Origin of the sequence: Enterococcus sp. AZ063, assembly GCF_051715045.1 — a bacterium.
GTDB classification, from domain to species: domain Bacteria; phylum Bacillota; class Bacilli; order Lactobacillales; family Enterococcaceae; genus Enterococcus_D; species Enterococcus_D casseliflavus.
This window is the reverse complement of record NZ_JBIOTA010000001.1, coordinates 1,351,689-1,377,172: the sequence shown is the minus strand read 5'-3', so window position 1 is coordinate 1,377,172 and position 25,484 is coordinate 1,351,689. Positions and strand designations below refer to the sequence as shown.

The 25,484-nt window shown below is 45.1% G+C and carries 21 protein-coding genes; 5 read left to right on the top strand and 16 right to left on the bottom strand.

The window, feature by feature from the left end; translation table 11 throughout:
- Positions 1-101 precede the first annotated feature (101 nt).
- Positions 102-1,895: an oligopeptide ABC transporter substrate-binding protein gene (locus tag IGK61_RS06270; protein WP_194194713.1), complete on the bottom strand. Its 1,794-nt coding sequence runs from the start codon at positions 1,893-1,895 to the stop codon at positions 102-104.
- A gap of 376 nt (positions 1,896-2,271) precedes the next feature.
- On the opposite strand from IGK61_RS06270, the gene IGK61_RS06265 reads away from it, so the two are divergent.
- The 5 genes from IGK61_RS06265 to IGK61_RS06245 all read left to right on the top strand — a co-directional run bounded on the left by IGK61_RS06265 (position 2,272) and on the right by IGK61_RS06245 (position 7,029).
- Positions 2,272-3,573, top strand: a complete 1,302-nt coding sequence (locus tag IGK61_RS06265) for a DUF1576 domain-containing protein (RefSeq protein ID WP_074536881.1) — start codon at positions 2,272-2,274, stop codon at positions 3,571-3,573.
- Complete coding sequence (locus IGK61_RS06260) at positions 3,570-3,920, top strand: hypothetical protein (protein WP_005225673.1); 351 nt, start codon at positions 3,570-3,572, stop codon at positions 3,918-3,920. Before IGK61_RS06265 ends, IGK61_RS06260 begins: the two co-directional genes overlap by 4 nt.
- 167 nt (positions 3,921-4,087) lie before the next feature.
- Positions 4,088-4,450, top strand: a complete 363-nt coding sequence (locus tag IGK61_RS06255) for a YxeA family protein (RefSeq protein WP_074536882.1) — start codon at positions 4,088-4,090, stop codon at positions 4,448-4,450.
- Positions 4,451-4,457: 7 nt separating this feature from the next.
- Entirely contained in the window at positions 4,458-5,210 is a 753-nt protein-coding gene (locus IGK61_RS06250; RefSeq protein ID WP_074536883.1) for an ABC transporter ATP-binding protein, read from the top strand.
- A 13-nt stretch (positions 5,211-5,223) separates the two neighbouring features.
- Positions 5,224-7,029 (top strand): ABC transporter permease, encoded by a 1,806-nt coding sequence (locus IGK61_RS06245; RefSeq protein ID WP_074536884.1) that lies wholly within the window; start codon positions 5,224-5,226, stop codon positions 7,027-7,029.
- Between the two features lie 103 nt (positions 7,030-7,132).
- On the opposite strand, the gene IGK61_RS06240 is transcribed toward IGK61_RS06245, so the two are convergent.
- The 15 genes from IGK61_RS06240 to IGK61_RS06170 all read right to left on the bottom strand — a co-directional run bounded on the left by IGK61_RS06240 (position 7,133) and on the right by IGK61_RS06170 (position 25,484).
- The gene (locus IGK61_RS06240) at positions 7,133-7,840 is read right to left on the bottom strand and encodes a demethylmenaquinone methyltransferase (protein ID WP_074536885.1); all 708 of its coding nucleotides are present in this window, start codon (positions 7,838-7,840) and stop codon (positions 7,133-7,135) included.
- 248 nt (positions 7,841-8,088) lie between these two features.
- Positions 8,089-12,132, bottom strand: coding sequence for a pectate lyase-like adhesive domain-containing protein (locus IGK61_RS06235; RefSeq protein ID WP_074536886.1), 4,044 nt, complete (start codon positions 12,130-12,132; stop codon positions 8,089-8,091).
- Between the two features lie 21 nt (positions 12,133-12,153).
- Complete coding sequence (locus IGK61_RS06230) at positions 12,154-12,780, bottom strand: hypothetical protein (protein WP_015509438.1); 627 nt, start codon at positions 12,778-12,780, stop codon at positions 12,154-12,156.
- Complete coding sequence (locus tag IGK61_RS06225; protein WP_438844767.1) at positions 12,773-13,396, bottom strand: hypothetical protein; 624 nt, start codon at positions 13,394-13,396, stop codon at positions 12,773-12,775. The genes IGK61_RS06230 and IGK61_RS06225 overlap by 8 nt, the downstream gene beginning before the upstream one ends.
- Before the next feature lie 2 nt (positions 13,397-13,398).
- On the bottom strand, positions 13,399-14,445 hold the full coding sequence (gene pilM, locus IGK61_RS06220) for a type IV pilus biogenesis protein PilM (protein ID WP_074536888.1): 1,047 nt from the start codon (positions 14,443-14,445) through the stop codon (positions 13,399-13,401).
- A gap of 107 nt (positions 14,446-14,552) precedes the next feature.
- Positions 14,553-15,305, bottom strand: a complete 753-nt coding sequence (locus IGK61_RS06215) for a prepilin peptidase (RefSeq protein WP_008378680.1) — start codon at positions 15,303-15,305, stop codon at positions 14,553-14,555.
- Between the two features lie 71 nt (positions 15,306-15,376).
- Positions 15,377-15,895 (bottom strand): prepilin-type N-terminal cleavage/methylation domain-containing protein, encoded by a 519-nt coding sequence (locus IGK61_RS06210; RefSeq protein ID WP_074536889.1) that lies wholly within the window; start codon positions 15,893-15,895, stop codon positions 15,377-15,379.
- Positions 15,896-15,975: 80 nt separating this feature from the next.
- Positions 15,976-17,187, bottom strand: a complete 1,212-nt coding sequence (locus tag IGK61_RS06205; RefSeq protein ID WP_074536890.1) for a type II secretion system F family protein — start codon at positions 17,185-17,187, stop codon at positions 15,976-15,978.
- Between the two features lie 3 nt (positions 17,188-17,190).
- A complete protein-coding gene (locus IGK61_RS06200; protein WP_081343911.1) occupies positions 17,191-18,501 on the bottom strand; it encodes a type IV pilus twitching motility protein PilT in 1,311 nt (436 codons plus the stop codon).
- 91 nt (positions 18,502-18,592) lie between these two features.
- Positions 18,593-20,167 (bottom strand): GspE/PulE family protein, encoded by a 1,575-nt coding sequence (locus tag IGK61_RS06195; protein ID WP_008378687.1) that lies wholly within the window; start codon positions 20,165-20,167, stop codon positions 18,593-18,595.
- A gap of 14 nt (positions 20,168-20,181) precedes the next feature.
- Positions 20,182-22,230 carry a phage head-tail adapter protein gene (locus tag IGK61_RS06190; protein WP_074536891.1) on the bottom strand — a complete coding sequence of 683 codons (2,049 nt, stop codon included), beginning with the start codon at positions 22,228-22,230 and terminating at the stop codon, positions 20,182-20,184.
- The gene (locus tag IGK61_RS06185; RefSeq protein ID WP_074536892.1) at positions 22,217-22,903 is read right to left on the bottom strand and encodes a type II secretion system protein; all 687 of its coding nucleotides are present in this window, start codon (positions 22,901-22,903) and stop codon (positions 22,217-22,219) included. The genes IGK61_RS06190 and IGK61_RS06185 overlap by 14 nt, the downstream gene beginning before the upstream one ends.
- Before the next feature lie 43 nt (positions 22,904-22,946).
- A complete protein-coding gene (locus IGK61_RS06180; RefSeq protein ID WP_061054319.1) occupies positions 22,947-23,642 on the bottom strand; it encodes a type IV pilus modification PilV family protein in 696 nt (231 codons plus the stop codon).
- A 25-nt stretch (positions 23,643-23,667) separates the two neighbouring features.
- Positions 23,668-23,991, bottom strand: a complete 324-nt coding sequence (locus IGK61_RS06175; RefSeq protein WP_016610400.1) for a hypothetical protein — start codon at positions 23,989-23,991, stop codon at positions 23,668-23,670.
- Between the two features lie 38 nt (positions 23,992-24,029).
- A complete protein-coding gene (locus IGK61_RS06170) occupies positions 24,030-25,484 on the bottom strand; it encodes a hypothetical protein (RefSeq protein ID WP_422704418.1) in 1,455 nt (484 codons plus the stop codon).

Genomic DNA, 25,484 nt, shown 5'->3' with positions numbered 1-25,484 from the left:
ATTTTGGAGAGCGTAACTAGTTAACTTATGTCACGCCCCCTTTGTTTGGCAAAAGCAACGAGCATGCTGCTGCCGATTCATTTGTGTAATTTACTAACCGATTAACGAGATTCTGAAGTCACACCGATGGTTGCCCATGGGTTATGATCGGCGTCAAATGCCCAGGTAAAGTTTGCGACACGATCAGAGATCGGTAAGATTTGATTCCGATACAACGTTGGGATCGCAAAAGCTTCTTCAATCGCATATTCTTGCCATGCATCAAAAGCAGCCTTCCGTGTTGCTTCATCAAAGGAATCGATTGAATCGATCGCAGCTAACAATTCAGTATTTTCATCTGACTCAAAACGAGTGTAGTTAAATGCTGAATTTGGTCCCCATAAGCTGGTTGGTGATGGATCTGAACCAGTAGACCAAGCAGCTTGGAAGACATCGATATCTGGATCATCGTTTTTCAACTTGTCGTAGAAGGCTTGGAAATCGATCAAACGACCTGTTGAATATTGAACATCTAAACCGATTTCTTGCCATTGTTGAACATAGTAATCCGCCAATGGTTGGGCAACTTCCCCACCAGACATTGACGCAAAGTTGATGGTCAATTTGTTGCCATCTGGATCTTCCCGGAAGCCATCGCCATCCACGTCGATAAAGCCAGCGTCATCTAGAAGTTGGTTTGCTTTCTCCATATCTAAATGGTATCCTTCGGCATCGCTATTGTGCAACGTACCATAAACAGGTGGGATCAATGTTGAAGCATTTGAACGCAAGCCGTGGTAGAAACGCTCACCGATCGCATCATTGTCAATGGCATAGCCCATTGCTTGACGCAATGCTTTGTTCGCCATTTTTGCATTTGGATCAAAATCAACACTGTTTGTTTCATCGTTCCATGAACCTAAATTAAAGCCAAGATACGTGTAAGACTGTTCTGGACGACCTAACATTTGGTAGCCATCCATGTTTTGATACGTATCAAAGGTATCTGTTGGCATTTTCAAAACTAAATCGTATTGCTTCGCGTTTAACGCTTCATTGATTGAAGCCGAAGGGACGTTACGCATCACGATTTTTTCTAAGTTTGGTGTATCGCCATAGTAATGTTCATTCGGTACGTATTCCACCGTTTCACCTGGTACGATATTACTCATTTTGTATGGACCAAAACCGATTGGATTGGTTCGAACGGGATCACTTGAAGGCATATCTGCCACTTCAATGCCTTCAAAGGCATGTTTCGCTAGTGCAGAGTTCCAGATCGCTCCACCGGATTGCTGCATACCTGGATGCATTTCTTTAAACTCGATTTCAACGACTTTGTCACTGACTGCTGTGATCCCCGAGATCGTATCAGCTTCGCCGCTGTGGTATTCTTCCATACCAACGATATTTGTAAAATCATTGTTGTAACGAACGCCATCATAGTCTTGATGTCCGATGACTTCATAAGAGAAGATCACGTCTTCAGCCGTTACATCGACCCCATCAGACCACTTCAAGTCCTCACGCAAAGTGATCGTTGCTTTGTTGTTATCGACATCTAATTCTAAATCAGCTGGTCCACCATTCACAATTCGGAAATCTTCGTCTTGTAGGAACAAATATTCATGGCTTGGTAACATGAAGTCACGGTCATAAGCATCTTGATAAAACTCCCATTGAAACAACCCTTGGAATTGCGTATCTGTTACTACCGCAACATCTAAGACGCCCCCATCGATCACTTCATCGTTATTTTCAACTGCAAGCTGCAAATCATTGATATCAAATCCAGCTGCCTCAGTTGATGATTCTTGTGTATCTGTCGAACCTGTTCCACCTTCGTTACTTTGTCCGCAAGCCCCTAAAACAAGCGCTGCCAATAAAGTAATCATGCCAAACTTCGTTTTCTTCATACTCTTCCTCCTTATTTAAATCCCTTCCTCGTGATTCAGTGATCACTCGATCTTCGAATAAAAAACCAAGCAAACAGTTTTTTTTATCTTAAAATGGCTTTTTTATTAGAAAATCTGAACGAGATTAACTAAATTATAACAATTTTCGTAAAATTCTTTCTGTCAATAATTTCACCGATTGATGAAATTATTGACAAAAGGGCGATTCTCCTTGATACATCGCCGTTATTTTTATTCGCATTTTCTTAAATTTTTCTTTTTCTCCCTTTTTTGGTTCTCATTTCTCATGTTCTCCCGCTACTTAAAACTGTCAAAAAATACTTTTTTGTCGCTAAAAGGTGTGATACTATGAAAAAAAGGAGCGTTCAATGAAACTATGGCAGATAAACGAGTTTTCTTACAAACAAAATCGAAACCCTTTGCACCTATCTCACAGCTCTTAACCCAGCGCTTGCTTTTAGCGTATAGCATCGTCTTGATCCTCATTGGCTTGGTTGCTTCCCCTCCTCAAGCTTTGTGGCAAGGCTCGCTGGCAATCTTAAATGCCCCCAGCAATTTGATTTCTGATTATTTTGCGATCGGCAATCTTGGAAGCGCCTTTTTAAACAGTGGCTTATTGACATTGATCAGTATCCTCCTTGCGAAAAAGCAAGGAACGATTATTAGTGGACCAATGATCGCTGCTTTTTTTACCATATCTGGCTTTTCTTTTTTTGGAAAAAACATCTTTAACTCGATTCCCATTCCACTTGGTGTCTATTTATATTCTTACATACAGCAACGCCCCTCTACACAATATTCACTGGTTGCCTTATTTGGCAGTGCCGCCTCGCCGGTCATTAGTTACTTAGCATTCGGTTTAGGGTTGCCTTTACCCGTCGGGATCGCTTTCGGTTATGGGATCGGTCTATTGATTGGTTTGGCGCTCCCTCCTCTAGCAGCACAATTTTTACAATTCCACCAAGGTTTTTCTTTGTATAATATCGGGTTTGCTGCTGGCATCATCACTATGTTTTTCACGAGTTTTTTACGCCTGTTCGACTTAGAAGTCTATTCAAACAAACAGTTGACAACGGAGTATCACTATTATCTGACTGGGTTCTTGCTCATTCTTTGTCTTGCTATGTTTCTTATCGGGTATCTTCTAAATCAGCGATCCCTCAAAGGCTTGCCTGAGCTTTTTCAAACGTCAGGGAAATTAATGACGGACTATGTCACGATTTTTTCCCTTGGGGTCACGATGATGAACATGGCGATGATGGGGATGATGATGCTGTTCTTTGTCTTCTTCTTACAAGGCGAACTATCTGGTCCCCTTTTAGGCGCAATACTGACCGTGATTGGCTTCAGTGCATTCGGGAATCACTGGAGAAATAGTTTGCCTGTCATGATTGGGGTGGTTTTAGCAACCAAGGTCGGTTTGACCTCTGATGTATCGACCTTCAGTTTATTGCTGACAGCGATCTTCGGCACCAGTCTAGCCCCCATCAGTGGGTATTATGGTCCAGTTGCTGGCGTAATCGCTGGGGTGGTCCATGCAGCCTTGGTCACAAATATCACCTATTTACATGGAGGATTGAACTTATACAATAATGGCTTTTCCAGTGGATTTGTCGCGGCAGCAATGGTACCATTGTTAGATGAATACCAGCAAATCAGAAGGCGGAGAAGAAAATGATTGAAAAAGAACGGGCACGGCGAATCGTCGATGAAGTGGTCACCTACTTTTTGTCCCATGACTGTCAAAAGATAATAAGTGAGATGGCCTTTGAAGCAGAGGGGTTTAAAGCAGTTGTGCAAGGTCAATTTCCAGAGCAGCCCTCTGATTTAGAACATTTTATCGACATGCTCAACACACCAAGAGATAGCACGTTAGAAAATTATTATGTGGAGCTGTTAGGCGGTCATCAAACGATCCATGAAGAAAAAGATTACTATCTATTAGGATTAATGATCGACGAAGCCGCCATTATGTATGACGAGGGCCAACTAATCGTTGAACTATTTCGCAAAAAATACAATTGAAAAGCCCTACGCAAAAAACGTTTCTAAGCGGTGACCTTCACCCTTCAGAAACGTTTTTTGTTCGTTTGTCGTGACAAAAATGAAAGTTTATTGATAGATTTTTCACACTACTTTTCAGAAAACCAGCGTTATACTTTCATCATAATAAAAAACGAGGTGACCGATAGATGAAAAAACTTCTGATTGGACTTGCAGCGCTCCTCCTCATAGGGTTCGGCGCATTGCAAGTCGCACAAACCGTCATCATGGGCGGCGACAGCTACTATGTCCAAATCACCACAGATGGTGAAAAGACGACTTCTAAGGATGACAATGGGAATGTCTATACGCAATACCATTACGAATTGCCAGGGTATGATGAGAACGGCAAAAACAAAACCCTTGATTTCAACGGTTTCCAAGAACGACCATTGCGCAAAGAAGCCTATTTGAAGCTTACTTGGAATGAAAAAAAAGGGGTAACTGGCTATGAAGAGGTCAAAGAAAAAGACATCCCAGCCAAAGCATTAACCCAATTAAAAGGAGCGTAACGCAACGATGGAAAAAATTATTCAAGCAAATGAACTGACCAAAGTATACGGAAAAGCCAACGAAAAACAAACCGAAGCCTTAAAAGGCATCAGCTTTGATATTGAAAAAGGCGAATTCATTGGGATCATGGGGGCTTCTGGTTCAGGGAAATCCACCCTACTAAACATTCTTTCAACTTTGGATCATCCGACAAAAGGTACCATTCGCATCAACAATAGCGATATCACCAAACTAAAAGGCGATGCCTTGGCAGATTTCCGCAGCCGTGAAATCGGCTTTATTTTCCAAGACTTCAATCTATTAGAAAACTTAACGGCTTCAGAAAACATCGCTGTCCCATTGTCTTTACAAGGAGTCAAACCAAAGATCATCCAACAACGGATCAAACGAGTCGCAGAACGCTTGTCCATCACACATATTCTCGACAAATATCCAGCAGCGATCTCTGGTGGACAAAAGCAACGGGTGGCAGCCGCTCGAGCATTGATCACAGAACCAACGATCCTTTTTGCGGATGAACCGACAGGTGCCTTGGATTCAAAAAGTGCGAAAGATTTATTGAATATGATGGACGACTTGAATACCAATGACCAAGTGTCGATTTTATTGGTCACTCATGATCCCCTTTCTGCCAGCTATTGCCAACGTATTTTATTTATCAAGGACGGAAAGATCCATCAAGAAGTCAAACGTGAGGATCAAAGCCGCGAAGCATTTTACCGCCAGATCCTTGTCATTCTAGGAAACTTGGAACAATAAGGAGGAAGAACACATGCTTTGGAAATTATCACTTACCGGGATCAAAGCTCGGTTGAAGGATTATATCGTCCTCTTTTCTGGTTTAGTCATGGCTTCAGCCATCTTTTATATGTTCGAATCAATGGCGAGCAATGAAGCCTTTTTAAAAAGCAACTCGATCATCAGTATGGTGGTCTTCGTCTTTCGTTTTGGCTCGGTCCTCTTAGGGATCATTACCTTTGCCTACATCTTATATGCCAATTCTTTCTTGATGGCGATGCGCCAAAAGGATTATGCCATGTTTATGATGTTAGGAGCCAAAGGACGAAAGATCGCCCAAATGATTTTTATCGAAACCTTTATGGTAGGTATCGTTGCCACCGCCGTCGGCTCTATCTTAGGGATCGGCTTAGCAAGTGGTGTCAATACTTTGCTAGTCAATCAATTAAACTTGCAGATCACCCATTATGCAGCATTTAGTCCAGAGGCATTGATCGTAACCGTCGTCTTCTTCTCGGTTCTCTTTTTGATTGCTGCCATCTTCAATGCACGGGCAATTGCCAAAAAATCGATTTTAGCATTATTACGAGAAACAAGCACGCCGGCACAAGTCAAACAACGGCCATTCTTGCTCTTCTTGCAAACCATTTTAGGACTTTGTTCCTTAGCCATCGGCTATTATATGATGAGCGATTTGATGACCTTCCAATTGATCGGGATCGGCATCGCCCTTGTCACGATTGTTCTTGGCACATACCTAGTCTTTCGTTCGGTGATCATCGCTCTTTTATCCCTATTAAAGAAGAACGATACGATCGCGTTGAAAAAGTTAAACAATTTCACCTTGTCTCAATTAAGCTTTCGGATTCGTGAGTATACCCAGATGCTTTCGATGGTGGCGATGCTTTTTGCTCTAGCGTTAGGTGCCTTGACGGTTGGTCTTGGCTTTAAAAACGAGATCCCTATCTTGGCAAAAACTGTTGCCCCTTATGACTTGTATTTGAACAATGCCCAAAACGCCTCTGACGAAAAAGTCAATGCGTTAAATCCGACCCTTGATGTGACCTACAGCATGAAAGAAACGGATGACACCATTTATTACGTGAAGGAACAATTCAACGAAAACAACTTGCTCGTCTCCAGTATGGATCAGTTGAGTGTCGATGTCACTTACAACAAGCTGACCGGCGATCAATTAGCTTCTGATGTGACCGCCCAAGACCAATTGCGTAGCTACCTCTTACCAGAACAACGAGGTAAGGAGATCAAAGTCGTCGATCAAACCGCTTTTGGTGCGGTCAATGCACCGGAAACCAGCTTGCGAATGGTACAAGTCAAAGACTTCCAAGCAAGCTACGATGGGCTGCGTGATTTGGCGCAAGCAAATCAAGACGCAAATTCTTCAGAAACCGCCGATATGAATTTCTCACAACGGGTCTTCGCCTACGACAGCTATAACGGGATTTTCTCTGGTTTTGAATTTATGGGCTTCTTCCTAGGCATCGCCTTCTTGACGATGTTAGCTAGCTGCCTGATGTTCAAAATCCTCTCGGGGGCAAACAGCGATATTCAACGTTACACGATGTTGAAAAAAATCGGTACCCGCACGCGTTTACTGAAAAGCTCGATCCGCAAAGAGATCGGCGTGCTCTTTCTAGTTCCTGGTATCTTAGGAATGATCCATGTCTTGTTCGGTCTAAAAATGTTCACCACCTTGATGATCGATCCGTACCATGACCTATGGCTACCTTTTGGTATCTTTATCGCCCTCTACGCCATTTATTACGTGGTGACCATTGGGTTATACACCAACATTGTTTTAAATCCAAAGAAAAAATAACAATCACTCTCTGAATTGCTCAACGCAAAGAGACCATCAAGCCATAAAGGGCATGATGGTCTCTTTCATTTTTTCGTTTTTCTCGGACAAAGGGAAAGCAAGCTTAGGGTTTGGCCCCTAGATGCATCGCCGCCGCACCTCCTGCATAGCTTTTGACTTGCAGCACATCAAAGCCAGCTGCCTGAAATTCTCGTTTCAATGCCTCCCTGTCAGGAAAATCCCGTGCAGACTCCTGCAGCCAGGAATATTCTTGATAGCTTTTGGCGAACAGTTTGCCAAATAACGGCATGACATGGTGAAAATAAAAAGTAAACAGCTGCCGCCAGCCGATCAGTGTGGGCTGTGATGTTTCGAGACAAACGAGTTTTCCGCCTGGGCGCAACACCCGATGGATCTCCGCCAAGACTTGTTGGCGATCTGCGACATTTCTCAACCCGAACCCGATCGTCACATAATCAAAGTGCTCGTTTGGAAATCTTAATGCCATCGCATTGCCCGTCTGCCACTGGATCTGCGTTTGTTGCTTTTTCTGTGCCTTTTCTTTGGCAACCGTTAACATTTCTTCGCTAAAATCAACGCCGGTCACTTGTCCTGTCGGACCGACCGCTTCATTTAAAGCAAACGCCCAATCCCCGGTGCCGCAGCATAAATCCAATATCTCAGCACCCATTGGTACTGCCATCCGTTTCATGGTGTCCTTGCGCCACCGTTTGTGCAGCTGAAAGGAGATAATACCGTTCATTCGATCATAACGGGAAGCGATCGATTCAAATACATCATGTACTTTGGTTTCTTTGGCTGTTGTCGCCATTGCGGCACGTCCTTTCTTTGTTCCCTTCGTTTTGCTGTTGCTTCACGTGCTTCTGCTTTTTAGTCTAGCACGAAAAAACCTGCGGAACAAAAACCCTGCTTTCTCCTTTTCCTCCAGTCATTTTCCCACTAAAAAACAGCCGTTCCTACATAGATCCCCACGTTGTTGACCAAGGCAATTCGGTCAGCAACAAGTGGATCCAGCAGTGAAAGACTGTTTTTCTAGCTTTTAAAACAGGTTATTCACGTTTAATCGATAAAGTCCCAGATATTGTTCCAATAAGAAACACGGTCTGCGCCATTTTCATCTTTGTAGCGCACAGAGATCAGATTACGGATGTCATGGACAGGAATATCAAGGGTGACAGAATCCGTGACGGGTCTTTGCTGCACGTTGTATGTTCGATAAAATGTTCCATCCATATAGACGTCAAAGGTACTAAGATTGGAATAAAAAATCTGCAGCTGATTGTTATGAACAGCAAGGTTGATCAACTCACCAGTGACAGCGCGTGTACCGGTCTGAAGCGTGAGACTGTCTTCCCCTATCAGGATGTTTTCCGTCTCTGGTTGATTCCCCGAAACTCTTCCGTTGATCGTTACCGAGGTCAGAACATTACCAGCAGCTGCCTGTTCATCCACTCGAGCAGTCAAGTTCCATTCCATGCGATCCCCCGGTGCGATTGGTCGTTCTAAGTGGATCGTGATACGATCGCCAGAAAGACTAGCCGAGGCTATATTGTCTTGGTACACGAGCGCATCGACATTTAAGAACGTCAATAAATTCGGCGAGATATCTAACGTCACGACAGCATTCTCAATATCGTCTTTCCCAGAATTTCGCGCATCGTTGCTTTCTACGATCGTCCGCAAGATCAATTGATTGCCGACGGTGATAATCGGATTGCCTTCTTCATCACGATCAAAGCTTTGCGGTACTCGCAACGTAATCGATGGGTCAGAAGGTCGAATACTGGTGACTTCAAAGGATAGTGCTGGTGGGAAACGATCATCGCCAATGGCATCACGATACCCTAAATAGTCCTCGTAATCGCTGGCGGACGGATTCGTGCTCCCCAACTGACCATTGGGTTCCGTCGTGGTCGTATCTGGTAAGGTTCCTACGAAATCGTCGTAGCGATCCTTTGCGAAATCTTTTGCGTAAAATTCGATATACACATCCTCTTCAGGAACAAGGCGACGAGGTAATTGATACTGCCATGGTACGGAATTGCCTTGTTCGGCATCAAGCGTAATGACATATGGGTCACCTGAAGCATCACGGATCAATCCTTGCGCGGTACTCGCATAAATGGCGACCCGCTCTTTTGGCTGATCGTCTTGCGGAGAATGAAAATCCATGATCCCCGAAACTGTTGTCGTCCGTTCATTAAAGACCTGATCCTCTGCCACTTGCAGACCAGTCGGTGGTCGTACATCCACGACGACCGCATCAGGCAAAGCGGCAATACTCTCTTCTGTTGCATGAATAAAAATCGAATCGTCAACACCCTCCATCGTGGGGTCTAATCCCCGATGGGCACGCAGCACTTCAAAACGTTGACCTGTCTTGAAAAAGTCGTCCCGCGTCCATGCGATCACACCATTATGCACCTCACCAAAAACATCGACAGTTGATTTGGAGGAAAGCCATTGCGTTTCAAGCTGGTTGCCTGCTTCGTCCTTCAAAGCAACTTCCACCCAGACTTCATCTTCCCAGGCATCACGAATCGCCCCCGTATATTCATACGGAACGACCGCTTTGGCATAAAAGGTTTTGTCGGCATTGGTCGGGGTCACTAAGTGCTGGATCATTGGCGGATAATTATTGGCAGAAAATCGCGTGTAGGCATTCCCGCCCCTAAAAGTCGTACTGTTGAATTCATTTGAAAAAGGCTCTCCCGGCTGCGGACTAACGATTTGTGCAAAATTGACATTGCCTAGTTGATAGCTCAATGGATTCCAGAAATTGTCCGGATCACCATCTAGATTCACTCCGTTGCGTTTTTCCCAAACCGCTAGTCCAACACGATTAGACGTAAAGGTACTGTTGCGATTTGTGTTTGAGAATGCTTGTCCGCCATTCGGACGGTTATTTCGGAAGTCATAAAACAGTGGTTCGTCGATAGTGAAATTACTTACATTGGTGGAACTGATAATACCATTGTTGGCTCCACTTGTATGCCCCTCCATTCGAAAGGTAGCATCTTTGCCAGCTAGAAATTCGAACCCACCACTTTGTCCCCAAACTGCTGGTCCCCTGTGAGCATAAATATGAATTCGACTGTTTTCGTCTTTTGCATTAAAGACCGAGGTTCCACTGCCATCAAGGGGAAACTGAATCCCTTGTCGACCTGCTCTATCTGCACCATTACTGGCAGTAATGGTGGAAGCGGCTGACGGATCAAATTCTCGTTCTTCATCATTGTACTGATCGAATACGGCAAAGCCTGTTTCATCAATATAGATGCCGTCATCTGCCGCAGTCCTGGTGCCTGCATGGTTAAAGATGTTCAATTGGCCGGCTGACTCCACATAGAACTCGTTATCTCGACCATACATCCGCACTGCAGCCGCATTGCCATGGTATTTGACGATATTCATTCTCCCTTGGTCGGCAAGCACAAAGGTCTGTTCCCCTACTAAGCGAAACCGCATGACAGAAGCATAGTCATGATTTTGCCCATCGCCAAACAGATTGAACTGCGACCCTTCTCCCGTCACCGTCACATTGCCACCGAGTTTGGTGGTCGCTCCCGCTTTTGAAATTTGATTGACAAAAGAAGGGGTTCCTTGCGGTACACCATTCGTGGGACTGGGGGCTCTAGAATACGAGTTTACGACCGCCCCACCAGAAATAATGGTACGAGAAAACTTATTTTGCGTCTCATCCCGCCGTCCAATCAAGGAAATGATTGCACCGTCAGCTCCTGCTAAGTCCATTTGTGACGAGGCATTTAAGACGGTGCCTTCACCTTCGACTTCAAAAATAACCTCGTTGGTACGTCCTTCAAGATTCGCCCAAATTACTTGTCGCTGGACGCTGTAGAGGTCTACTTTGGAACCCTTATTGACTCGAAACGAGGTTGAAATGTTGTTGTTATTTGGATGAAGTCGAAAAATCGGCCGAGTATTTGAGATCTTGACATCCGCCTCATCCGTGATCAAGACACTTTTGACATTAAAGCTGCCAGTATCTGAACTGTTGCCCGCGGCTGAATTCCTGTGAGCCACCCAATGGAACGTTCCGCGAATCTCGAGATTTCCTTGCTGTAAATAAAGGAAATTATTGCCCGTACTTCCCTCTAGCACACCACTTTTTGCCTCGATATTTTCTATTTTGACCGTCCAAAAAGCTGAAGCTGCCAACGATTGTTTATAGATCAACGCGTTTGATCCTAGATTGTTCCCCTGAAAATCGATCGTCATGTTTTTTAATTCAAAGACCGCTGGCTGACGATCATGGGTAGTCGTCAGTTCAAAGAAACGTCCAGTAGGATTCGTGCTATAGTTTGGTGTCCCGTTCGTGTTGAAACGCTTCGGTGTGGTTAAGGTAAAACCATTCCCATCGATGGACACTGACCGATTCAACGCCGTTAAACGATTGTTGGCCTCATTCGTATAATCAGCGGTAATGTCAGCGAGAAACACGATTTCAGAGATCGATGAATTACTAAAAGCAACCCGCAGCTCTTGATAGTTCGAAACTTCGGCACGCTCTCCTTGCGTCGCCCGTTCTGAAAGTAGTTCGACTGCCGCTGACTCATTGGTTTCCTGCTGCTGAACGTCAAGCAAGGCTGCTTCTTCTACAGCCTTGTCGGCTTCCAATTGCAAAGTTTGTCGTTCTTCGAGAGAAGGCGGAGCGATTTTTTGCAGCGTCCGGTTTCCCCGCTTTAGAATAAATTCGATGGCGTCTTCTTCTCCTAAAGAGACTGGTAATGCCAAGGACAACGTTTCTTCCGTAGGCGCCACTTCGATCGCCACACCATAAACACCCTCTTGTTCTGCTGGATGCAAGGTCGCTTCCTCAAGCTCAAGCATTTCAAACATTTCTAATGACACCAGCGCTTCATGATTCGCCATCAAGAAAAGCGTCTCGCCCGCGGCTTGTTCCGATTCGATCGTCAATACATATTGTCCTGTTTCTGGGTCAAAGTGACCGGACACTTCATAAGAATTGCCACCATGGATTGCAAAGACCGCATACAAGACAGAAATAACGATAAAAATCCCTAATGCAGCGGCAGCCAGTTTGATTTTCGAGACAGTCGCTAGAACAGTAAATGATTTCATCTAGGCACCCCTTTCCTTTGATTACTCCAACAGTTCTTGTCCCGTTTCAAAGCTCGATAGATAATACAGCTTGATAACGACACTTGCCGAAAACGCATCTGCTCCTGACGTATTGCTTCCTTGCCGATATTCGACTGATTCAACTTTTAAAAAGCGATTCAGGTTTTCCATCCGATCAATAAAACGCACGATTCCTTCATTCGTCTCACTCAGGAGGTCAAAGCCGATCCTTGTGACCCGAAATTGCGTAGCCAAAGGATTGTCACCAGTCTGATCTGCCATTTGTTCTGGTGTAGGGTAAAGCATCTCCTCATTAAAGGTCGATTGCAAAATCGTGATCGGCAATTCCGTTTCAAGGGCAGCGAGATCGGTAAAATAAGACTCGATCGCCATGCCATTGGGAATGATCGGCACCTCATTGACCGTCTCTGATGAAAGAAGGTCTGGTTCCCCTTGCAGGTAGACCAACTGTTCTTGAATGTCGCGGATCTCAGCTTCGATCCCAGCTAATTCCTGAGCCAATTCGATCCCTTCGGCACGTTTGGGGTTCAGCAAAAATAGCCAGAAAATGAATACGGAGGTAGCGAGAACTAGTGCAATCACCGCGGAGATGATGATGTGTTTTTTGGAGAAAAAGACTCTAGTCATCCGCTTCCACCTCGCTTTCTTCTTCGCTGTCTTCACTGATCACTTGTGGTGCATCGATTCGTGAGAGATAAACAGTGATGCGCCCATCTTGCGGCGTTGAACTATGAGAGAAGGATTGATAGGTCACATGATGTACCCAATCGATTGCTTCAAAAGCTGATTTGAGGCGAATCAGACTTTCATAAACATCCCCTTGGACCGCCAAGTTCACCGAAGGAAACAATGGCGTGCCGTCTTGGGCTGTTTCGGACGTTCCCCCATCGCTATTTAGCAGCAAATTATACGAATTGATGGTCACATCGATCCCTGATACCACTTCCTCAAAGGTTTCCATAATAGGCGCTGTGAAATATTTCTCTTGCTTTTGCAGGGCGATGAATTCTTGTAGGTCTTGAGATTTTGACGCCAGCATCTCTTCTAACTGGCGCTGAAAGACGATACGCTCTGCTTGACTAGACATGATATTGCTTTGATTATTGGTCACCAAACGCTGATAATACCAAAAGCCTAACCCGCAAACCCCAACGACAACTAACGAAAGGAGAAGTGAAACCGAAAGAATGACTTCAAACGCCCGATTACGAATAAATTTATTAGGCAATAGATTGATGTTCATGGTTACACCTCTTTCGTCGCTAATCCCGCAGCCAAGACATAGCGGTCGGGAATTTTTTTCTTGCTGGTTTCACTTACTTTTGCAGAAATCGTTTTGACTGGCAAAGAAGATACGTCGAGAAAAATTTCTTGGACTTCTTTGCGCAGCATTGGATGACCGCCGACTAAGTAGATTTTTTTCAGTTCACAATCAGGCGAGATTTCCTGATAATAGTAAGCAATCACCGAATTCAGGGTTTCTGCCAACCCTTCCAGTGCTTGGATCTCCGCACTTTCCCTAAAGTTCACTTGCACAGATTGGGCTTTTTCAATATATTTCCAGTTGGCTTGATTATAATCTTCATACTGCAGGTAAGTCGGCACCAATTCTTCAAAAAAGGTGATATTGGCGATACCAGCATCTAACTCGACCAGCACGAAATTTTCACTCCAGTTGATCTGTCGCTGAAACATGCGACTATACGCCAAAAAACTGCAATCGACGCCCATCAGCTGATGGCCGCCTTTTTTCAATGTGTCGCCTAGTTGAATCAAAATCGGCTCTGATGTGACCACGACTGGCACATTGCCATTGATGGTAAACCGATTCCGCTGGATGACCACAGCTTGCGGCTCTGCTTTTTCTTCCTTCTTGCTGGCTTTTCTCTTTTGTGCTTTTGGTGCTTTTTGCTTGTTGCCTTTGCCTAGGATCAGTAGATCAAAGATCGGGTTTTCAAAAGGCAAGGAGATGGACTCCCCCAATTCAAAATACAAGTACTCGCGAATCTCTTTTTCCGAGTTCATCTTGCCGATTGGGATCTGCTTGATCAGCAGACGAGAATTTAGCGCCGTGATCACCACACTCATAGAGCGTAATCCCAAGCGTTTGGCAATCTCATTGAAGGCGGCTTCAAGACTATCAGGATTGCGCAGCTTATCATCTTTAAAAATCGTACCATTCACGACCAGCTCGCCGTATTTGAGGCGATCACCTTTTTTGGTACAGTAACGGATGCAGTTTTTTTGGATGTCGATCCCAACTAAGCGGGGAATTGTTTTTTTGCCAAACATACGAGGACCTGCTTTCTTCTTGTTGGTTTTTATGAAGGAACCAACGTTATTTCTATGTACAACGCTTGCTTAGCAAATCAAGCAAACGCCAAGGTCAGCAACCCGATTTAAAGGAACCAGCCGCTGCCAAGATAAACCATGCCAGTAGCAATGGCGATAAAGGGACCAAAAGCAATGTACCGGCTTTTGACTTTGCCCCGTAGCATTTGGATCACGTAAAAGATCACTGCCAAGCAAGAAGCGACAAATAAAACGGTCAAGACTTGCACTGGGCCGATATACACGCCTAAGACGGCAAATAATTTGATGTCGCCGCCACCCATGCCTTTTTTACTGAGCTCCGCTAATAGATACAATGGCAAGAAGCCAGCAAAGAAGCCAACGAGCCAATACCACCAAAATTCATTTTGCGGTTGGATCAACCGTAAACCGATCCCTCCGGCGAAAAAAGGGGCTAACACTTTATTGGGGATCAACTGATAGAAGATGTCGCTGGCAGAAATAATGGCTAATAAGGCTAATAAACACCAAGCGGCAATCACTTCAGCAGTGCCCCAAAACAGCAAGGTCGTACCCGTAAATAGCATGCCGATCAACACTTCATAAAGAAAAGCAATCAGCGGGATCTTTTTTTGACACTTGCGGCACTTGCCTTTTAAAATAAGGTATGATAAAACTGGAATGAGGTCCCTTGCACCTAATGTCTGTTGGCAGTCATCACAGTGCGAGCGAGTCAGTAGGGATTCCTTTTTGGGAACCCGCCAACCAACCACTAGGAAAAAAGAACCTAGACACATTCCTATGATGAAAAGATAACCAATGATTAGGCCCATTGGGATCTGTTGCAAAATTTCGTTCATAAAAAACTCCTTTTTTCCTGGGGGGTTGAGTTGCCGTACACCTTAGGTCAGGTTAGTGACTTAAGGTGTTTTTAGTTTCCGCCGCCACCGCCAGCTGGCGGATCTGGGAATAATGTTTTACGACCTAGATCACTAACTTGTGTTTGTGTTAACGTCATTCCTACGGAGCGTTTTGTTCCGGCAGTCAAAGCACCGTCTTCTAATGTAATGAGCAGAGTTCCATCATCCTGAATTTCAAACTCAACTTCGTCTACATCAGCAAAACCTCCACCACTATAAAGATTAGCACCTATAACATCCTGCAGTGTGAATTCATTCGGATTCGGGTTAGCTCCAGAACCGCTGTTAGGTGTTACTTCCGTCGACTGATACAGTACCGCTGCAGAGTATGCTGTTTGAACATCTGAAATAGCCGCATCTTCACGCGCATTTTGGATGATATTTCCAATAGCAATTACCCCGATACCTGCAATGATTGCAATGATAACAACAACAGCAAGTAACTCAACCAGCGACAAACCTGTCTCATCTTTCATTAATTTGTTAAAACGATTTTCTGTTTTTTCTTCTACTAAAATTGCATCAAGCATATGTTATTTACTCCTCCTACTTTTCCTAAAAAATATATATCAAACAGAACGTCTAGGAATTCTGTTAATATCACAAATGATTACCCCTGTACGGCACCAAAAAGATCAAACATTGGTACCATGATCGCAGCGACGATCAATCCAACAATGACACAAATAACTAATATCACTGTCGGTTCAAGGACTGTTTTGATTCGTTTACTGGATTCGTCCACTTCTTTTTGAAAGATAATGCTTAGTCTTTTTAGCATATCTTCAAGGGATCCAGTACTTTCACCGATTTCTACCATCTGAGTGACTAATAAAGGAACGGTTAGGTTCCCACGAAAAACATCACTCATTTTGCCCCCTTCTTCTATTTGAAAGGCGCAATCGTCAATGACTCGCTTGATTGATTTATTGGACACAACATCCCGACTCATATTCAATGCCGTGACCATACCAACCGAACTACCAAGTAAAGTCGACAAAGTTGTCATAAACAGTGAATAATTATTTTTTATCGCTAATTCACCGAACAACGGTATTTTTAAAATGAAACGATGAACAGCAAAATCGATTTTTTCATTTCGACGAATGAGCCAAAAGCCGATCATAATGCCTACAATAAAGACTGCTAAAACCCATCCTTTAGTTTGAAGAAAGTCGCTGATTGCCATGGTAGCCACGGTAATAGCTGGCAAATCTGTATCAAAACTTTCAAATACTTCGACAAACATCGGGACGATCATGACTAGTAAAATGATACCTACGACAAACGTCATCAAGATCAAAATGATTGGGTAGACCATCGCTGTGATAAGACCACTTCGATTCTCAGCACTTTTTTCATAATAATCCGCCATATCCTTTAAGTTTTTTTCCAAAGACCCTGACATTTCCGATACGGCAATAACACTTGTCAACAAAACTGGAAAAGCATTAGGATGGGCTTTATAGGCTTCTGAAAGTGGTCGTCCGCCATCAATCTCATCCCGAACTTCACCAAGAATTTTCTTGAAATTCGGATTTTTTTGCTGTTCTTCCAGCATTCGTGAAGCATCAACAATCGTAATCCCCGAAGCGATCAATGTCGAAAACTGGCGTAAGTATGCAACTAATAATTTTAGAGATACTTTGTTGAATAATTGAATCTCTTTATTCGCCAAGGTTTCTGGCTGTTCGATCAAGCTGCTGACTTTGATGTGCTTTTGGCGCAGTTTTTGGCGGGCTTCGACGGAGGAATTGGCACGCAAGCTGCCAGAAAACGTTTCGCCTCGGACATTGGTGCCTTGATAGGCAAAGAGTGCCATCGGCTATTCGCCCCCTTCCTCCATTAAGTTATCTGCCACATCAGCATCGACCCGTTCCGCAGCAACCAGTTCTTCTAAAGAGGCGCTCATGGTATGCATGCCTTCGTTTTTCCCCATCTGCAGCATATTATGGATCTGGTGGGTTTTCCCTTGACGGATCAAACTGGCGATCCCTCGGGTATTGAGCATCATTTCGGTTGCTGCTACCCGTCCATTGCCATCGATCGTTGGCAGCAAGCGCTGGGACAAGATCCCTAGTAATGCGCCAGCAAGCTGTGTACGAATCTGAGTCTGCTGATCGGCAGGAAAGACATCGACGATCCGTTCAATGGTCGCTGGGGCACTTGACGTATGCAAGGTTCCTAATACCAAGTGTCCCGTTTCCGCTGCCGTCAAGGCAATCGAGATCGTTTCAAAATCCCGCAGCTCCCCTACTAAAATGACATCTGGATCTTGCCGCAGGGCAGCTCGTAAGCCATTGCCAAAGGACATGGTGTCGCTGCCGACTTCCCGCTGGGCAACGATGCTTTTCTTGTGGTTATGGATGTACTCGATCGGATCTTCCAACGTCAAAATATGCGTCTTTTTGGTGTCATTCAAATAGTCCAGCATCGCAGCCAGTGTCGTTGATTTCCCTGAACCGGTCGGCCCTGTAACTAAGAACAAGCCCTGGCTTTTATGGATCAGGGTCCGCAGGACGGTCGGCATACCGAGTTTGCTTAATTTCGGGATCTCGATGGGGATCTGCCGCAAGGCGATCGAAACGGTATCTTTTTGACGGAAAATATTGACCCGAAAGCGGCAGATGTCGCCTAATTCGTAGGCCAAATCGGTTTCGCCTTTTTCCTTGAATTCCTCCCATTGCCGTTGGTTGCAAAGGATTTCGGCAATGGCTTCGATGTCCTTGGTGTCGATGGTCGGCACCCCTTCAATCGGTAGCAAGTCGCCGTGGCGACGAAAAATCGGTGGGACGCCTTCGACTAAATGGATATCCGATGCTTTTTGTTCCACAGCGATCATCAGCCAATGATCGATCCGCTCTTTAGGTGACATGGCAGCAAACTGCGCCGCTTCGTTGCGATTGACGTCTTGTGCACTGCTGGCAGTCGTCGTTTTTGTCGCTGCTTGCCGTTCTGCTTTTTGAATGATCTCCCGCGTCGAGACAGATCGGTCTTGATCGCTCTGGCGATTACGGGCACGTTTTTTTTCTCTCAGTTCACGATTTTCACGGATGCGGGTACGGGTCGGAGCTGTTTTTTCTCTCGTCGCCCTTTTGGTTGCTCGCTCTTGTGTTGCCACTCTCGTTTGATCCATTAAACCAGCCCCTTTCTATGTGCATTTCCTTTTAAAACAATGTATGTAGTTCTTCGGTGATCCCTAGATCACCGATAAATCAATCCGTGCCTCACTCTTCTGCGGCGACCACCTTCAAGACTTCTTCGATGGTGGAAAAGCCTTGTTGCACTTTGTCTAACCCATCATCCAACAAAAAGCGCATCTTTCGTTCCTGAACATAATCCATCAGCTGGTCGTTGGTCGCTTTGTTCGTGATCATACGACGCAGCTTGGCATCGATCGTCAACAGCTCTTGGACGGCCATTCGCCCTTTGAATCCTGTATTGCCACACTTTGGACAGCCCACAGGCTGTGCCAGTTCCGTAACCGTGATGCCATAGGATTCAAATAACTGCTTGTCCTTGTCGCTGGCTGGTCCTACTGTCTTACAAGAAGAACAAAGGGTTCGGACGAGCCGTTGAGCTAAGATGCCTTCTAACGCATTAGCGACCAGAAACGGTTCTACCCCCATATCGACTAAGCGATTGATGGTACTGACGGAATCGTTGGTATGAAGGGTGGATAATACCAAGTGCCCAGTCATGGAAGCTCGAATCGCAATCTCCGCCGTTTCGCCATCCCGAATCTCTCCCACCATCACGACATTGGGGTCTTGCCGCAAGATCGACCGTAACCCAGCGGAAAAGGTCAAACCGACGTTGCTGTTGACTGCCACTTGGTTGATGCCTTGCAGCTGAAACTCTACTGGGTCTTCGACGGTGATAATATTGATCTCCGGCGTGTTCAACTCTTGCAACGCCGCATACAGGGAAGATGATTTCCCTGATCCTGTCGGCCCAGTGACCAGAATGATCCCGTGGGGTTTATGCAAAATCGCTTTAAAGGTTGCCAATACCTTCGGTTCAAAGCGAAACTCATCTAGGCGCCGAATGCCACTGGAGCGATCCAACACCCGAATCACGACTTTCTCCCCATGAATGACAGGCAAAACCGAGACCCGCAAATCAACCACGTTGCCCCCGTTACGAATCATTGCCCGACCATCTTGTGGCACACGTGTTTCGGTGATATCCAAGGAGGAAATGATTTTCAGTCGTGAAGTAACTCCAGTCTGAATACTCTTAGGCAAGTTTTCATGGGTACGAAGCTCCCCATCGACCCGTAAGCGGACGACTAATCCTTTTTCTTGGGGATCGAAATGGATATCACTGGCGCCACGATCCACTGCATCTTGCAGCAGGGTATTGACCAATTTGACGATCGGCGAATCATCTAATTTTGAGTCGCCTTCTGGGTCGATGGTTTCAACGAGAGAGTCGCTCAAGCCATCCAAACTGATCTCAGAAGGGTAATCGCGAACGATCAGTTGTTGGATATCGGCATTGTGGGCTTTTTGCGGACGAATCAATAACCCAGTGATCAAACGCATTTCATTGATCGCCGCATAATCCCCAGGGTTTGCCATCGCAACGGTCAAACGATTGCCTTTTTTCTCTAACGGAAAGACGCTGTGCTGTTTGGCAAACGAGCGGGGGATCAGGGACAAAACCTCTGAGCTGATCTCTAAGTCAAACAGGTTGCCTGTTTGTGTTTTCTCAGCGGTGGTTGAACTTGGACTGCTCTCTGACTTTTTGAGAGGCCTTCTAGGTTTTCTACGTGGCGTTCTTTCACTTGATTGCGGCAACTGGCGCCCTCCTTTCAATAATCGAGTTTGTTGATATAGTCAAACATTCGTGTAACGGTTAAATATGCTTCATCATCAGACCACATGTTTCGATCCAAAAAGCTTCTGAGGATCGTTACCTCCCCCGGTTGCGCCTGACTTTCAAAGTCGCGGACGCGATAATTGACGCCTAATTGTTGCAGTTGATTTTCCAGTTCCACCTGGTCATCCATATAGTAAGGTACGAGAACGACCGTTCCTTCAAGACGACGGTTATGAGCCCCTGTCGCTAAAAAAGTCGGGTCAAATAATGCCAAATCTGGCAGGATTTCCATGACAAAGGTCGACTCTCTATCCACAGCTAAATGAAAGGGTTCAACGCCTGTATGACCCAAGATCAGCTGGGCACCATTTTTTAAGGTGATTTGATTCCAATACGCTGGATCTTCATAGTAAGAATCAAAAACCGCTGAGCTGCCTGCTTCTGCTAATGCCAGTCTTCGAGCAGTCTTCGGCGCATCAATAAATGAAAGCCCGTGAACCTCCATCATGGTATTGCTGCCATCCAAAGTGATTCTTGACGGGTCATGAGGCACTGTGAATTGATTTTGATTCTGAAAATACGAGAAATCATCGATCGTTCCACCACTAGGCATCATCGTATTCGTCAGCATAAAATCACCATAAACAGTAATCCTTCGTTCCGTATCTTCGGTACTATGCACGATCGAGCCTTCCGTGACTGGCCCTGCATAAAAATTGCTGCTCGTCAGAACCATCGACGGCTTCATAAACGTCAAACTACCATCTGCAGCAGGATTCTGTTTCGTGGCTTCTCGATGATAGAAATTAAAATAATTGCTATTTAATTCGCCTAATCCAGAGCCTGCATCTGGTGAATTTACGGAAACATTCAGATGGCCTTCAGCAAAGAGAACCCCCTCTTGCTCAACTCTCGAAGCCGAACTATTAGTATTGTTGATCCAAAGGTTTCCAGCAAAAATATCCGTATAGGCTTGTGATAAGACCAAGCGGCTACCAGCTCGACTGCCCAAATCGATATACATTCCTAGACCCGCTTGCAAGAAGACGTCTTTGATCAAGTTCAACCCGTTGCTAGGCTGCCCGCCGTCATTCTGGATCGCAAGCAGACTTTTTGCCGAAAACTGCCCGCTTCCCTGTCCTTCCATCTGGATCCCATGATTAAAGAAAAAGGAACCATCGAAATGCAGCCAGTTAAGAATCGGCTTTGTTCGAAAATCTAAAAATCTGCCGTCTTGAAAATCTTGCAGGACATTGTTGGCAAACCCAAATTGCAGGAAGTCATCCGATTCAAAGGCGAGATAATCAAATGATGGGCGTATGCGCTGGAAATCGGCGACTTCGAATAATTTTCTAACCCAAGTATCGGCGGATACCGCTTGTCCTACTGTAGAGGGTAAGTAATAAGGATAAAAAATGTTTCGCCAAATATCCAGCTGTGTTTGTCTTTGTTCGAGGTCTTCTTCTTCAAGCTGCATTTCATAGATATATTCGGCAGAAGCTGTATGTACTCGCGGCTGTCCTTCAGTCAGTTGCGTCTGATCCGTGACTTGCGATTGAATTTGAATAATGATTTGAAGATTGGTTTTATCTGGCAGCATCGAGGCTGCTTGGATCCATCCTTGCTCCCCACCAGATTTCGTCATTACATAAGGGGCGATCTCATTATATTCATAGTCAACGATAGAGGAGGTAAAAGAAAATTTATTATCGATGGTCTCATTCACATTGACTTCATCCAGCACAAATCTCAATTCGTTATCTAGATTGTCTTGCCAGTCATTATTATTAGAATAGAAGCCGCCATTCTGCATGGTTCGAGTGATTAAATCATCTATTCTCAGTTTTAGGTCTTGAGAAGCGAGTTGAAAGGAATATTCGTGTACATCTTCCACGCGACGGAAGCTATCTACCGTTCGAATTTGTGAATTGACATTTCGAGCAACTAGGAAAACCAAGCCAATCATCAAAGAGGAAAGAATGATCGCCGCGAGGGCATAAATCAGCGCAAAACCCGCTTCATTTTGTCTACCATCGTCCATTCCCCGGTACCCCCCCTCTTGCTTTCTCATTGTCCCGATAATTGATCGTAAATTCTCGTCTATAGATAATCTGCTCGTGGTAATCAGTGACCAGATCCTCCATCTGCCACCAGCCAGTCAAATCATCATAATAATCCGCAAAATTGATCGTTTCCGTGTAAAACAAAACGAAAAATTTGGTCTGGATACTGAACGTATCGCGATAATTTGGCGTATAGTGATGGGTCAGCGTCGCTTCATTCTCATTTTTTTGTTGAATGATCTTTAACTTGATGGTAGGGTCTTTCGTATCATAGACTCTGGCACGGATATTGTTGGTATCTGTGATATCCGTCACAACCATTCGCGGACTGCCCTCTTCCGTAATTGCTGCCCCTAAGGTTCCTTCGGGCATGGTTTTGACAATATGTTCCTCGTGGAAAAGAAGACTATCATATTTTCCTAAATACCCCGCATGCTCATAGATGCCGTCAATTTTGGCGATTTGATCTGCTTGCGCCATGATTTCATTCGCTATCCCTTGAAAGGCAGCAATTCGACCTTGACGGACAGAGGCTTGGACGATCAGAAAAAGTGTCCCAGAAAAGAGAGCAATGATAATGCCGAATATCACGATCGCCCCTAACAATTCGACAAGCGTGACTCCTTGCTCATCTTGTAACCGATGCTTCATCTGCGCCCCTCCTTTGCAACTTCCGCAAGAACAGCCAGCCCTTTCAATAGTCAACTACCCAATGCAGATACGTTTCTGTCAAAAATGCGCCCGTTTGTTTATCGAAGACCTGAATAATAAGTCCGATGCCCAGCTGCCGACGATCATAACTGTCTTCTCGCAGTCCATGCCTGGGGTCTTCACGAATGGAGACCTTGACTAAATAGTTGGTGGTTTCTTCATTCTCCGACAAGTACGTTCCCATATAGAGGCGATTTTCTTCCGAATTTGCCAAGGGCTGCGGCAAATGAGCGCCAGAATGATCGTATACCACTTTGCGAATAAATCGTCCCCGATTGAGATCATCTACAGCAATCGGGATTTCTTCATACATCGGTTGCCCTTGCGCATTGTATTGAATCCCTGAATTATCGAGGACCAAATGGTGTCTGCGAATTTCTGAGGGGTCATCTGGATCGCCCATCATCCAAGATGGGCGAGCAGTAAAGATCCCGATATTCAAATCCGCCAAATCTTGGGTCTGCGCTCGGTAGATTAGCCATTCCTTGACGTCATCTCGTGCTGCGATGGCCTCTTCCATTCGGGTATTGTAGCTAAGGATCAGGTTGTTTTGGATAATCAGCATGGCGATCATGACCATCGCGATCCCGAGAATGACGATCGCTCCAAGGATCTCAACAAGGCTGAACCCTGATTCATCAAGTACTCTATGTGCTTGTCTGCCGTTTTTCAGTTTCATCACCTGCTTTTTGCCTAACCCCCGATCAAGGAGAATCCTTTTCTTCTAGCTGGTTGATACTTGTATCTGGGTCAAGAAAAGATAATTTGCTAAGGGTGAACCCCCAGTGAATCAGTTTATTGAAATCAGGGTAGTCAGCTAATGGAATACTTTTTTTGGCTTTGCGTGTGATGCGAATTCGTTCCCTGATATAATGATACCTTTCTTCTTCAACCAGTCGCTGAATCTCGGCGATCCCTTTTTCAACATCAGGATCTTCGACATTCGCTTGCATGTATTGTTGGTAGAAATAATCCAAATACTTCCCGTATTGAAGAAAATAACGGTATTCAATTTCTTCAATGACCATTTTCACGTGAATCTCTCCTTGACTTATTTTCTAGCAACTTATTGAAGTGAGTGCAAATGCCGATAGATGATCGCAGTGGCACTCTCTGGCCGATCATTGTCTAACTGAAAGACCTCCTTTAATGATTGTCGATCAGAAGCCTGAATGACTTCGACTTTCGGTAAAAGTTCGTAGGCAAGATGGCTATCGTCTGCGACACTTGTATCGATCATCACTTGTTCGATCAGTGAACGGGTGACGCCATAACCGTCTTCACTTTGATAGGATCGGTCCAAAGGGAAACTATAATAAAACCAGCCATCATCGGGATTATAGATCCAAGTATTTCGATCGATCTGACGGTAATCGCTCAAAGAGCCGAATTCGATCATGATGGCTTCTGAGTCGATCTGGGCGGGACTTTCAGACACAAAGCTGCTTAGCGTTTTCACCGTTTGGGTCGGATACAACCCAGCAGCATCGGGAAACGCACTGATCATCTCTGGCAATTGAAAGGCACTGCCTAACCCAGATTCTGTCGTCGTGTAATCAAATGACGACTGGTCAATCGTTCCTTGTTCTCCGAGATACGTGAATCCCGTAGGTTCTTCATTGGTGGAAAAGGGGCTGGCTAGCTGCGACTCCGCCCAGTTTCGAACAAAATAACGATACCCTTCAAGATAATAACTATAGGTCAAGTTGGCTGCTTCAAAGGTCCACTCAGCAACCGGATCAGCAGGATTGAGCAGCAGCAGTTCCCCACTCATTTTCTGCATGACCGGTTGTTGGTTTCGTCGAAAGGAATAGCTGAAGTGCGCTTCGACAAGGACCGGTTCTTGCCAGAGATCTGGCGGACCATCGATCAAGTCTGATGACGGTTGCTCCTCCATTTCTTCATTGCCTTCGGTGTGATCGTAGAAGCTCTCAGGATTATCCTGTCCTTCAGCGTCTAATCCCCCCAATAACTCCTGCATCTCTTCGCTATCGAAGGCATCCAAGGCAGGCGTGGGTGCCAACTCTTCGATCGTCTCATCGCTGATCCAAACCATCACTTGACCATCAAGAGCATTTCCAATGAGTTCTGGGATCTGCTGGGTCACGTTCTGATACCCTCTTGCTAAAATTTCGTTTTCATCAAAGCGAGACAGTACTGGTAATAAGTCTGGCGCATCACTCGCATCAGCCGCCTGCTCAAAGGCTGCTTCCTCACTGTCTGGCGCGATATAGCGCAGCACTTCTTCAAAGCTTGCTCGAACAAACACTGGCACTTCACTGGCGTTCATTACCCGAACGGATCGTTGGATCGTCGTCCCTGTAAGGGTCATTCGTTCCTGCCATTCTTCCAAAATCTCGATTTTTTCGAACACTTCATTTTCATCCGCTAAACGACGAATGTGAATAGACTGATTATTCTGCCAAATCAAGATGCTAAGCAACAAAAGAAAGAAAAGCAGACCCGCGATACTATTTCTTAGCACTATTTTTTTTTGCAACCTTGTTTCCTCTTTTCTCAA